The sequence below is a fragment of the Bartonella sp. AP36NXGY genome (genome assembly GCF_042195865.1).
Lineage (GTDB): Bacteria > Pseudomonadota > Alphaproteobacteria > Rhizobiales > Rhizobiaceae > Bartonella.
This window is the reverse complement of sequence record NZ_JBHIPD010000017.1, coordinates 15,428-28,315: the sequence shown is the minus strand read 5'-3', so window position 1 is coordinate 28,315 and position 12,888 is coordinate 15,428. Positions and strand designations below refer to the sequence as shown.

Sequence of the window (12,888 nt, the reverse complement as noted above, 5' to 3'; positions counted from 1 at the left end):
GGAGATGTCACTTATCAGCATAGATTTAAGAAAATTGGTTTTTCTGGAACGAGTTTCTCTGCTGGATTGCGCCACCTCTTTTGATGAGCTGCAATATGTATTTTTAGTTAAAAGGCAGAAGATTTTCGGCCTTTTAATGTATTAAAATTTATTTTGCTTCATCAATATGGTTATTTTTTGATATAAAAGATTACAATAGATGTTTTCTTTTATGCGATGAGAAATTTTTCTAAAATTTTTGATGTTAAAATATGAGGACAGATTTCATTGTGAATATGAAAAGTTTGAATGCTGAATGCTTTCGGCATAATCTTTCAAAAGAGACGATATAGGTGGTTGTTTTTGTCCATTTCTTTATTCATTTTTATAGATCATAAGTTTAGTCTTTATGAGTTTTATGCATTGTTTTGAATTTTGTTTTAGAACTTTATTCACGTTTATATCATTTAATACGCATATTATTTGTTTCTTTTTTAGGATGTTTACTTAAGAATTTTGGATAGATACTTATTTTTAGAACAAAAAGAGGGAGTTTGAGGTCAAATTATAATAAAAGTAAAGTATGCTTTATCGTGTTGTTATGGTTGTTGTTTTGTAAGTGATAGGTGGCAGAGAAATTTCGATAAGATACAGGATATTATTTTCATTGCGGTCATGCGCGGATATCACCATTCTTTTTTCAGCATTCAATATTTGCGCAGATTTTAGCACTCGAGAATGTTCATAAGAAGTAATTTACCTTTTTTCAAAAGTCCTTCTTTGCATGCCAGCTTCGTTTGTGATGGACAAGGGGTTAATTGATTAAATATAAACAGGTTTGAAATGAAAGAAATTTATAATATTTAGTTTTTATTCAATATCTAAAATGATGAATGAGCATTCTGAATTATTGCATGAAATTTTCCTAAATCAATATCACGCGTCTTATTAAACTGAAGATGCTGATAAACAACCTGAATCTGCGGAGCAAAAACAACACCTTTATACCCTGTTGCAAACGTTCTGCCACTCGTTAAAGAACCGCTAAACTGTTTACCCTTGGCAATAGCTTTTACCCCGTGCTCGTGTCAAAACATCACCCTTAAAAAGGCCATACGATAACACCCCATCCATATAAAAACCGGTATCATGCTGCAAACTTCCATAAGCCCCAACAGACCATTTATTAAATGCGCTTTTTTTGCTTTGTTCAACATCCTGAGGGTGTAGAGAAAGATTTCCATAGTTCCCCAAAACTCCAAAGAATGTACGACCATATAAACTCTCAATCTCGTTTAACAAAACACCTGCTTGAAATGCATTATAATCGAGCTCAGCACCATAACCATATTCAAAAGCAGATAAATTGGAAGCATAGTGATGGCTCCCCCCATAAGCACGCAGAAAAAAGGCTGTCTTTTTATCATCTTTCCCAAAGGAATGAAAAGCATTCCGCATTGTCTCTAACGTCTTATTTTGCGTGGTCATATCCACTAAACCAGCATGAAATAAGGCATTTGGCAAAAGAAGATAAGTTGGAACCTGTGGAACAACCGCTCTAATTTGGAGATTAGACGAGGAATCCAAAGGGTCAGAAGACCCAGAAGGCTTTGGTTTAACATGGGAAAGAAGCAGAAGGAACAGAATCCGGAGATGAAGGAGATACCGGAACAGAGGGCGGTAATAGAAGTTCCATGAAATGATTATTAGATAGAATTTTCTAGGCAAGAAACTAAAGTGTGGAAGGCTGCTCGTAGGAAACTTTGCTCTTTGGAGGGGGAAATCAAAAAATTTTTTATTTAGGAAAATAGTGTTGAATTACCTTCTTCTGATCGTAAGAATAAATCGTTGTTTCAATGATGATATCAGCTATTTTTTGCCGAATTTTTAAGAAAAATGCTTTTGTGGAAGTATGTAGCCTATATAGATGTTTATAGGGAGATGGGGGGCGGTCTTGAGAGTGATGTTTTTATTCTTGTATGGGGGTAGCAATGTTAAAAGGTCAAAAAACATGTTTAAGGTATTTTCTTGTCTAAAGGGGGGAGGAAAGGAAGAGGGAAGATTTAATGATTACGAAGATTTTAGGAGATTTTTGGGGGAGATTAGGGAGATAGGATTTCTGAGAGCTCTGGAGATGCAAGGGGATAAGATTTCTGGAGGATTGTGTGGGCATTCTTTATCGGCGATGATTGCGCTTTTGGGTGCTTAATTTAATCAGTGATCTTGATTATACCACATTCACCATTTTCGCTACCGAAGGAGAGGTTTTGCCCTGCTTGATCCCAATTAAGTGCTGAGATAGCACTTTTCCCATAACCTTTTAGAAGGACTTCTTTTCCATCATGGAATTGTGCCGCTAAAATCATTCCATCATTGAAGCCTATTGCTACAATTTCTTTGTTTGGGTGGCATGAAACGGTGCTAACAAGTGCATTTGATCGTGTGCCTAGTTCTAGAGGTGTTTTTCCCATGGGGCCATCTTTTGTATGAAAGGGCCAAACAATTGCGGCAGAGGCACCTGATGTTGCTAGCCATTTTCCTTTTGCGCTCCAAGACCAGCTTTTGACTTTGCTTGGATAGCCACTCATGCGGAGGTGCTGATTATCAGTGAGACGCCAGCCGTGTAAGGCGTTTTCTTGCATGGTGGAAATGACATAGCGGTTGTCTGGTGAAAAGGTGACACCACAATGAGCTCCTTTCCATACCAATGTGGTGGGAGATATTTGCGTTGATAACCAATGAAGAGTGACTCCATTGTAATGGGCAACGGCAAGTCGCAAACCTTTTGGGGCAAAAGCAAGGCCTTCTACACTGCGTTCATGTGTGAGCTTTTGTCGTTCTTTTCCAATATGCGCAAATGCGAGGCGTGAGGAGGAAAAAGCAAAAGCTTTTTGTGGACCAAAAGCAACGTTGTTTATCCATTTGCGTTCTTTTTGGCTTAACACTTCCGTGTGATCTGCTGCGGTTGTTTGACAGACTTTTCCATCTTCTCCACCGGTGATGATCGCGGTATTGTCATGGGAAAAATGGCTTGAAATTATTCCTTGGTGCACTTCAACGATTTGTGGGGTTGGATTAAAAAAAACAATGAGACCTTCTACGGAAACAAAGGCTGGTTTATTGCCTATAAAACCGCAGGAAAGGCAGTAACTTTTGAGATCATAATGGGTAATGTTTGGCATTATCACTCACTTATGCGCAATTTTCAAAACCAGTTTTTAATTTTTCAGCATCAAGAGAGCGTCCTATAAAGACAAGGCGGCTTTCTCGTTTTTCATCTTCACGCCATGGGCGTTGATGTTGTCCTTCAAGAAGCATATGTATCCCTTGAATGACGTAACGATCATCGTCTCCTTGAAAGGCGATAATGCCTTTAAGACGCAAGATATCAGGTCCTTGTTGCTGTGTAACCTGCTGGATCCAAGGGAAAAACTTTTCTGGTTGCAGAGCATCTGTTTTTAAACTTACAGAAGTGATGGTAATATCATGAATGGTGGATGCGTGATGATGGTCATGATCATGATTACAATCGGGACCACATACATGATCTGCGTGATGATGGTCAAGAAAATGGGGATCATTATCTAAAGTGCGTTGGAGATCAAAGGAACTACGATCGAGGAGTTTATCAACAGGGATGTTAACGCGCTCTGTTGCGTAAATTATGGCTCTGGGATTAATGGCCAGAATAAGGGATTCAGCATGGCTGCGTTCTTGTTGGGTGACAAGATCAATCTTATTTAAAAGAATAATATCCGCGAAGGCAATTTGGTCTTCAGCTTCACGACTTGTTTTTAATTGAGAGGGAAAATGCTTTGCATCAACGACCGCTATGACACTGTCGAGAGCTGTTTTTTCATGGATAGTATCATCCATGAAAAAGGTCTGTGCTACGGGAACGGGATCAGCAAGCCCTGTCGTTTCTATAATGATCGCATCAAATCGATGAGAACGTTGCATCAGACTTTCTAGAATGCGAATGAGATCACCACGTACGGTGCAGCAAACACAGCCATTATTCATTTCATAAATTTCTTCGTCTGATTCAATGATCAGGTCATTATCAATACCAATTTCACCAAATTCATTGACAATGACGGCATAACGTTTGCCATGATTTTCACTGAGAATGCGGTTGAGAAGGGTGGTTTTTCCAGCACCAAGATAGCCTGTGAGAACCGTAACGGGAAGTTTTTTGGGGTGTATCGTTTCCATGGAGAGACCTTTTATTGTTCTTTATTGCCATGTGTTTATGTTAAATCGATTGATATCATCAAGTAAATCACGAAGCTGAGACAGAACATGAGAAAAGATTGCTTCACCGGCTTGTGGTGTTGCTTTGCTTGCATTTCCTGCCGCACCTTGCGTATTTAGATCTTTCATTGTCCAACCAAAGGCATGAGGACCATAAGCACGTAAATACCGATAATTGGCAATCATATCCGCTTGTTTATTATGAAAATTTTCTGCCTTTTCCATATGGACTTTTTCTGGTGCTAAATAGAGCATGAGAGAGGTTTCGATAAAGCCTCCATGGATATCAAGATGTTGTTGAGATGGCTCCATGAGACCTTGTGGTAAACCAAAACGGCTCCAGCTTGTTGCTACAGCGAGCATGGAAAGGCGCCTTCGTAATTCGGTGATAACAATGCTCATTAAAGGTGAATTTCCTCCGTGAGCATTGAGAAGAAGAAGACGGTTGATCCCTTTGTGATAACAGTTTTCACCAATCTTTATCCATCGCTTAATCGCATCAGAAAAGGTAAGGGTTTGTGTACCTGTAACATCCATATGTTCTATAGAATAGCCAATCTTTTCAACCGGTAAAAGTGCGATATGAAACTGCTCTTTTGTTTGTAAAGTGAGGGCTTTTGCAAAAGCTTCAGCAATAATCCAGTCGGTTTCGAAAGGAAGGTGCTCTCCGTGATATTCATGTGCACCCAAAGGTAAAAGAGCGAGAAAAGGTGGGTTAGATACCATAAATTAATGCCCAAAAGAGAAGTCAAAAGAGACAAAGTGATCAAAGGTGCTGTCACTATTTAATCTATCTATAAGAGAAACGCAAATAGGCATCTTTTTACATCACATATGGATGCATAAAAATGAGAGCTTTGTTAAAAATAGAGAAGCTTTTATTGAGCAAAGCCACCGCAATTTTTCTGTAATATTAGGCAATCTTTCTCAAGATAGTTGTCTTTTATAAGTATTTCTGATTTATATTCTCACTTTTAATAAGTATATATTAAATATATAATTTTTTCTGTAAATTACATATTATTCTTTTATTATTGAGAGAGGATGATCAAAGTATTTCTACTATTGCAATATTACAGACTTTTGTTGCAATCAGGAACTATATTCAATTATCTGTATATTACAAAAGAATGGAAATATTTGTTGATTGATTTTACTTTGGATAGTGTCTTAACAGATTTTAGTGTTCATGAGAAAAAATAAATATAAAGGGAAGAATTCACTAAGATGAATTTGTAATCTCATAGAGCAGTTTATAAGATGATTCAGTAAGAAACACCGTTGGATACAAGAAACACCGTTGGATACATAATAAACAGAACGCCATTGTGTTGCACATTGACGCTTTTGTTTTAAAGAAACATTTCTCAAGGTATCCAAGCCTATTTTGCAACGGCGCCCGTGAATAGTATAACGGTAAAGTTTTATAATATAAAATCTATTGTTTTCCACCATATTTACACTTTTAAAGTAAAAATGGGCACCATCATTCACTTTGCTAGTTTTCAATACTGTGTTAACAGCGCTTGTTAGTTAAAATACCTCATAAGTGATATTTTCCTTTCTTCAAGTGTGTTTACACACACACACCGATCTCGTTTGTGATTTGCAAGTGAAGAATTTTGATTGATTCAATATAAACAGAGTTAAAATTAAGAGAGTTTTATAATCGTCAGCTTTCTCATTCAACATGCAAAACAATAAATTATTATTATAGATTAATATTTTGCGATTAAAGTGATCGGTTGATGAATTTATCATTCAATATCAGTTTTCATGGCGTTATTTTTTCAATGCGCTACTTAAGTTGGTATTTTAAAAATGCAATTTTTTAGTAAGTTTCTCTACTCCTTTTCTTTCAAGCATTTGATTAATTCTTTATTATTATTCATTTTTCACAAATAGCAGACAGTTATGTGAATATCGCCAAAAATTTATTTCAAAGAGAATTATTTTTTACTAATACAGAGTAAATATAAATAAGGCTGCGCTCTACAATATTGACGAAAAATATGGAATAACTTTTATGAAAATTAAGCAAGAAAGTTTTTTCAGTATTTTGGGGATCATCTCATTTTTCATGACTCTCTTTTTATCTGGTTTTAGGTAGTTTGTTGGTGTTCTAGTATTGCTTATAATTTTTTTGTAAATCTGATAGATTTACTTATTTTATGCGTTTGTTTTATTAGGTTTGAAAGTCAATATTTTGTGTTCTTTATGCTGTATGGGATAAAGGGGGCTGAATTACCTTTTTTAAGATGCTATGCAGTATTTTTTCTTTTTATATATCAGTAAAAGTTGAGAATCATTTTATTAACGTCTCTTCCATTTGAAGATAGAGATCTTAATTGTTTTTTTACACTTTATACCTGTTTTATAGAAAAATAGTACACTATTTAAATTTGTTTTATTAGGATAGATTTGTTTTAGATCAAGTTTTTATTTGATACCAATTTCATTTTTATATTTATTGAAATAATAGACAATCATATATCATTATATTGGCAGTTTTAAATTTTATAGTTCTTTAAAATTAATTACATTTTAAATTATTTATAAAAGCTCTATTATATAATTTTTTAAATGAATTTGTTTCGTAATATTTCTTATAATAAGAAATTTAATAAATTATTATTATTTTTAATTATAGCAATAAAAATTACAAAATATTACTGTTGGTATCTTGAGTTATTATGGCGTAAAAGGAATAAATTATTTTTATCATTTATTGTTTTTTATCTTTACATGTAATACATAATGTGTTATATTATAATAACAAAATTACATATAATATTTTATTATGTGCAATTATATAAATGATTAAATATAATTTTTGGTTTTTATATATGTGAATATTCTTTCATTTTTTCAGTGAAGAAAAAGAGGAGCAAAGAAAGCTATGTTTAAAATATTTAAAAATCGTGTATGTTCATTTACTTTTACACTATTTATTCTTTTTTTTATACAAACTATAGAGGGAAATGCAAGTTTTGTAAAAAATAAAGTTCAAGAGAGAATGGCAATTACTATTCCTACACTAGAAAAAAATGTAGCTATTAAAGCTGTGGATAGAGTTGTTATTCAAGGCGTTGAGGAACAAGATGTTATTGCGTTAGGGAAACCTGAAAAAGCTGCTGCCTTTTCAGGTTCAGCCTTTTGGGGGGGAATAAGTATTTTATCACTTCTTGCTTCTTTATGTATTGGGGATGTATTAGGTACTGTTGTAACTCTTTTTGCAATATTTAGTACACTTTAGTAGGAAGCTCATCGACAGAGTCGAGGATTTTTTTGTTCACTTCATTATTTTTAAAAAATAAATATTTTATTATTTATACTATACTAGATAATAAAATCACTAATCTTAATACTAAATGTAGCTTTTATTAACATTATTAAAGTTCAAGATCCTACATTTATGTTGTTTTTTACAAATTAGCGTAACCTGATTTTTTTTTTACAGTTTATGATTATTTTCTAGTAATAAGGCTAGTATACTTACTATCTTTATCAGTCTTTTAATATTGTCTACCTTTTCTCATATGAAGATTATTCGTCAAAGGTATATTTTATCCTTTTTAAATTTTTTTATCTTTCATAAGGGGATAAAATAAAAAATATCCCTATATCCATGGCTCTCATGCAATAAGAAAAATGAGAAATTATTATTTATCATTTTAAATTTGTTTATGTTAAATCCATCAGAAGTATTTTTTACGTATAACAAGTTGCGTTCGTGTATGGATAAAATTATTAAAAAAAAGACTAAAAATTCTTCTCATTAATTATCTCTAAGGTTCAAGGACTGTTGTAGTATTGGAAAATAAATGATGGTGCTGGTTTGTATCTTCATAGAGTAAAGATAGTGATACACAATGAATCTTATGCCATCTCATGGGGTGGTTTATACTGTCGCATTTACGGGACATATTGTGAGAGGGAAGTGGGGATGTGCGTCGTTGGAAAATGCTTTTATTAAAACAGAAGCCTGAATTTTTGATACAAGTGTATTCTGGGTTGTTCTGTTGTGTAAGGGAAAGATGCTGTTAAGTAAGGTAATTCAGGAGTACTTATAGCTTAGCGGAAGAAGGGCAATGAAGTAAAAGGTCTTGTTTAGCACGAAGACGTGCAATCCATTGATCTTCACGAATAGCAGTATTATGCACTGTAATGAGTTCATTTTTTTTAATTTCAGCGGTTACTGTTGCTTTTTCCAAAAGACCACAAGGAATGACGTGGTGAGCGCGTGCTTCTGCAATGTTCATTATCCAAGCACGATAAGTATAAAGACCGATAAAGTCTAGCTGATCACCTGGATGTAAATCTTTTTTAGCAACAGCACAGACTTCTACTACGGGATGGCTAAGAGGAACCATATCTTTTTTGCCATAAAGCATAATACGTGCGCAGGTGAGGGGAACTTCCATTGCTGTTAAATGATAGGGGCGATGAAAGGTGAAGTAAGGCCCCTGACCAATTTTTAAATCTTCCATACGTTCGCGTAAACGCGGGTGTGCTATTTCGGCAATGACAAAGACACCAGGTGAAACACCTGGACCTATTGAATAATCTACAACACCATATTGTTGTAAAATGCCCCCATCTTGTTTTGGAATAAGCACTTTGTTTAAATCTTGTAGCGCTGCTCGTGGTCCATGCATTCCTGGGCAATCGGGGAGAAGTCCGGTGGCATTGGCAATGGCTGCCATTTCAACCATCGTTTTGGAACCATCAATAAATTCAACCAACATGCGCACATTCATATTACGCCGGAATGCTTCTTCTTCGTAAGCGTCAGGTGTAGCATCAAAGCGCAGAGGATTATTTTTTCCTTTACCCGCTGCAACAATCTTATGTCCAAGGGCTGAAACAAATTCTATGAGTTCCATACAAGAAGTAGGTTCATCGCCGGCACCAAGTGTATAAATGAGCCCTCGTTTTTCTGCTTCATGTTTGAGATAAGCGCCAATTGTAACATCTGCTTCAACATTCATCATGACAAGATGTTTGTTATTCTCAAGCGCTTTGATACCAATCTCTGCTCCTGCTTCGGGATAGCCTGTTGCATCAACGATAATATCAATTTGTTCATGGCGCAAAACAAGGTTAATATCATCTGTTGCTGCAATCAAACCCTTTTCAATGCTTTGGGTGAGAGCATAAGTATTTTCAACTTCACAGACATGTCCATCTTCGCCATAGGCTAGTGTAGCGGCATCAAAAATACGTGACGGTGTCCTCGTGGCTACAGCAGCGACTGTTATACCATCCATATGCGCAATACTTGATAATAAATCTGTGCCCATTTCACCACAACCAATCAGTCCAATACGGATAGGGGGATGGTTTTCTGCACGTTGTTTCAAATCATGCGCTAAACCTGTTAGGTTCACATTGCTTGCCATTCTTTTTTCCTATTTGAAAACTACTCTGCTAAAGAACTTTTCTCATTCATAAGGTGCATTTGTTTTTAAGACAATTAATCTTTTATTCTTGATGCTCTAATCAATGGATTTTATAAAAGCAAGAGGGGTGGTTTCTTTTATCAAATAAAATAGGAATAGCGTTATGCAGCAAAAAATAACAGTACAAGATGTCACCAGTTTTATTGGGAAAGAAGTGGGATTATCGGAGTGGCGTCTTGTTACACAGGATATGATTAATCAGTTTGCATGTGCTACAGATGATCATCAATGGATACACGTTGATGAGGAAAAGGCTAAAAAGACACCTTTTGGCGGCACGATTGCTCATGGTTTTTTAACATTATCGCTTTTGTCTACGCTCGCTTATGAAGCTCTTCCAGAGTTAGAAGGGAGCACAATGGGGATTAATTATGGTTTCGATAAAGTACGCTTCATGAGTCCTGTGAAAACAGGGGTACGGATACGTGCGCGTTTTGTGTTAGACGACGCAGAAATTCGTCCTTCTGGTCGAGTGGTTTTCCATTATGGGGTTACGGTGGAAATTGAAAAGTTAAAAAAACCAGCTCTTACAGCTCAATGGCTTATTGTTGCTGTTGTGGAAGAAAAACCTTCCAATATCTAGATTATTTGAGTGCTTTATTTTATAAAATTTTTATACAATTCTATTAGAAGTTTCTTCAATGATGATATTGAGAATAATCTATAGGATAATAGATATGGTGGAGCTATCATAGCGTTGATAGCCATAGCAGGTTGCTATCTTTCCTAGATCGTTTTGAAGAGGAGTTTCCTAATGAAGATAGTGCATTGCTTCACGCTTTTGTTTATAGCGTTCTTTAATGGGATCATACCCATCACGTAAAACAGAACGCTTCAAATGGAATATACTTGCGTTGCCAATTCACGGGTTTATTTTAAAGCAACATCTCTCAACGTTCGTTACGCCCATTTCGCAATGGCGCCTGTGAATAGTATAACGATAAAGCCATTGAGCACCCCTATCTTTATGCTTGTGAAGAAGAAAGCTGGCACCATCATATTATAAGCCGCCAATGTTAAGACAGGTCTTGGCGCTTGAGATAATTCATAAGAGGCATGCCTTTCTTTCTTGTATAGTTTTACTCACACGGCTCTTCCCGCTTGTAACGTGTAAGCGAGAGGTTTTGGTTGATTCTATATGGAACAAATTGGGAATGAGAGGATCTTACGGTATTCAGAGTTCTCGTTCAATATGAATAACGCCATATTATCATTATAAATTCAATGTGTTATCTACGGTTTGGAGAGGTTGTGGTCAATGTCTTAATTTAAAGAGAGTCTCACATACTGTGAGATCTCTTATTTTATCCCCTTTTATATTCTTTTATATTAAAGCCATTAAAACTATTTTCTTTCATGTTACAAACGGATGGGGAGAGATAAAAACTGTTTAAGAAAAAAGTTTCTAATCTCTTATGAGTGTTTTCGATAGGCAAGGGTTGGTGCACTTGGAAAGTGGCAAAGGGGATGATGGTATTGGCATGTGAAATTCTAAGTCTTTTAATGTTTTGTTTTATCAAGTTTTTGTACGATTTTATCAGAAGTCCATTGGGTTGTAATATTAAGCACGATCAAAAGGATGATGACGATGGTCATGATGAAGGTATTGTAGCGTTGGTAGCCATAGCGGATTGCCATATCCCCTAAACCGCCTCCACCAAGATATCCAGCAAGTGAGGTGGCTCCTATAAGAGAAATGACCATGACTGTAAAACCTGTAATCAGGCTAGGGAGAGCTTCAGGAATAAGAACATGTCTGATAATTTGAAGACGACTTGCACCCATCGAGCGGATCGCTTCAATGAGACCGTTTTCAACGGTTTTAAAAGAGAGTTCCGCCATGCGTGCATAAAAAGGGATAGCTGAAATGGTCAGTATAAAAATTACAGCAGGCATTCCTATCCCTCTTCCTACAACGATACGTGTAACGGGAAGAAGATAAAATGCAAGAATGATAAAGGGAATGGCACGAATACTGTCAATGATCATGCTTAAAGGGCGATTGATGAGAGATGAGGAAAAAATCCCTCCGCGTGCTGTTGTGTGAAGAAGAAGACCAAGGGGAAGCCCTATAATAAATGCCATAACAGAAGCACTAAGTGTCATCAATATTGTATCAATAACAGCTTGGGGAAGTTCATGAGACAGAACATTAAACATAGCCTAAGACCTCACAATATCGTCCTTTTTTCGTTAACCATTGAACAGCTTTTTCTAAAGCTTCTTTATCTTCTCCAGGAAGAGCCAAGAAGAGTCTCCCGATGGTTTCATCTTGAACTGTATCAATGCCACCATGCAAAATACGTGCTTTTAAACCACTCTCATTTTCTAGAAGATGAAGAAAAGGCTGCTGGGCAATTTCACCGGCAATATTAATTTCAATGACAGCTTCTCGTCCGATTGGTTTGAGATTTTTCGCAAATTTTTCAGGAAGTTGCGGGGTTACAAGCTTGAGCATGGCTATGGTTGTATCGTCTTGCGGTGATGTAAAGATGTCTTTCACACGTCCTTCTTCTACAATGTTTCCCTGATTAAGAACAACAACGCGATGCGCTATGGTGCGCACAACTTCCATTTCATGGGTGATGAGCACAATCGTGAGATTGAGGTGTTTATTAATATCAGCAAGGAGCTCTAGAATAGATTGTGTTGTTTCAGGGTCAAGAGCAGAGGTGGCTTCATCTGATAACAATATTTTAGGATTAGCAGCGAGCGCACGAGCAATGCCAACGCGTTGTTTTTGTCCCCCGGACAATTGTGCCGGATAGCAATATTCTTTCCCAGATAACCCAACCAATTCAATCAGTTCAAGGGCACGTTTGTGGCGTTGTTTCTTACTTACACCACTTAATTTAAGTGGCAATGCAATGTTATCAAGAATATTCTGCGATGAGAGAAGATTGAAATGTTGAAAAATCATCCCAATTCGTTGACGGTAAGGCGCCCATTCTATCTCTGATAGATTAGAAATATCAACATCTTCAAAAAAAATGGATCCTGCATCAATCTTCTCTAACCCATTTAAACAGCGAATAAGTGTTGATTTTCCTGCTCCACTGCGCCCAATAATGCCAAGGATTTCACCAGCATGGATATTTAAAGAGAGATTATTAATCACCGGAACACCAGCCGTTTTGTTAAAACAACGGCTGATGTTTTTTAAGGAGATAAGAGTAGGTTTTTCCATTCACAA

Annotated in this window: 9 protein-coding genes and 2 pseudogenes; 3 read left to right on the top strand and 8 right to left on the bottom strand. The window is 36.2% G+C overall.

The window, feature by feature from the left end:
- Window positions 1–893: 893 nt before the first annotated feature.
- Window positions 894–1,657, bottom strand: a pseudogene (locus ACFINX_RS07460) (autotransporter outer membrane beta-barrel domain-containing protein); the annotation flags it as partial.
- Between the two features lie 333 nt (window positions 1,658–1,990).
- Here ACFINX_RS07460 and ACFINX_RS07455 point away from each other — a divergent pair.
- The gene (locus ACFINX_RS07455; protein ID WP_375668567.1) at window positions 1,991–2,188 is read left to right on the top strand and encodes a hypothetical protein; all 198 of its coding nucleotides are present in this window, start codon (window positions 1,991–1,993) and stop codon (window positions 2,186–2,188) included.
- Window position 2,189: 1 nt separating this feature from the next.
- On the opposite strand, the gene ACFINX_RS07450 is transcribed toward ACFINX_RS07455, so the two are convergent.
- The 3 genes from ACFINX_RS07450 to ACFINX_RS07440 are packed head-to-tail and all read right to left on the bottom strand — an operon-like array spanning window position 2,190 to window position 4,959.
- Window positions 2,190–3,161 carry a WD40 repeat domain-containing protein gene (locus tag ACFINX_RS07450; RefSeq protein ID WP_375668566.1) on the bottom strand — a complete coding sequence of 324 codons (972 nt, stop codon included), beginning with the start codon at window positions 3,159–3,161 and terminating at the stop codon, window positions 2,190–2,192.
- Window positions 3,162–3,171: 10 nt separating this feature from the next.
- Window positions 3,172–4,194, bottom strand: coding sequence for a CobW family GTP-binding protein (locus tag ACFINX_RS07445; RefSeq protein WP_375612283.1), 1,023 nt, complete (start codon window positions 4,192–4,194; stop codon window positions 3,172–3,174).
- 21 nt (window positions 4,195–4,215) lie between these two features.
- The gene (locus tag ACFINX_RS07440; protein WP_375612284.1) at window positions 4,216–4,959 is read right to left on the bottom strand and encodes a creatininase family protein; all 744 of its coding nucleotides are present in this window, start codon (window positions 4,957–4,959) and stop codon (window positions 4,216–4,218) included.
- A gap of 2,173 nt (window positions 4,960–7,132) precedes the next feature.
- Between ACFINX_RS07440 and ACFINX_RS07435 the strand changes: the two genes are divergently transcribed.
- On the top strand, window positions 7,133–7,489 hold the full coding sequence (locus ACFINX_RS07435; protein ID WP_375612285.1) for a hypothetical protein: 357 nt from the start codon (window positions 7,133–7,135) through the stop codon (window positions 7,487–7,489).
- A gap of 811 nt (window positions 7,490–8,300) precedes the next feature.
- Here ACFINX_RS07435 and ACFINX_RS07430 read toward each other — a convergent pair.
- Window positions 8,301–9,635, bottom strand: a complete 1,335-nt coding sequence (locus ACFINX_RS07430) for an NAD(P)H-dependent oxidoreductase (protein ID WP_375668565.1) — start codon at window positions 9,633–9,635, stop codon at window positions 8,301–8,303.
- Between the two features lie 163 nt (window positions 9,636–9,798).
- On the opposite strand from ACFINX_RS07430, the gene ACFINX_RS07425 reads away from it, so the two are divergent.
- On the top strand, window positions 9,799–10,278 hold the full coding sequence (locus ACFINX_RS07425; protein ID WP_375612287.1) for a MaoC family dehydratase: 480 nt from the start codon (window positions 9,799–9,801) through the stop codon (window positions 10,276–10,278).
- Window positions 10,279–10,449: 171 nt separating this feature from the next.
- Here the strand turns inward: ACFINX_RS07425 and ACFINX_RS07420 are convergent.
- The 3 genes and pseudogenes from ACFINX_RS07420 to ACFINX_RS07410 all read right to left on the bottom strand — a co-directional run.
- Window positions 10,450–10,744: pseudogene (locus ACFINX_RS07420) on the bottom strand (integrase); the annotation flags it as partial.
- Window positions 10,745–11,195: 451 nt separating this feature from the next.
- On the bottom strand, window positions 11,196–11,855 hold the full coding sequence (locus ACFINX_RS07415) for a methionine ABC transporter permease (RefSeq protein ID WP_375609233.1): 660 nt from the start codon (window positions 11,853–11,855) through the stop codon (window positions 11,196–11,198).
- On the bottom strand, window positions 11,848–12,882 hold the full coding sequence (locus ACFINX_RS07410) for a methionine ABC transporter ATP-binding protein (RefSeq protein WP_375613642.1): 1,035 nt from the start codon (window positions 12,880–12,882) through the stop codon (window positions 11,848–11,850). The genes ACFINX_RS07415 and ACFINX_RS07410 overlap by 8 nt, the downstream gene beginning before the upstream one ends.
- Window positions 12,883–12,888 lie beyond the last annotated feature (6 nt).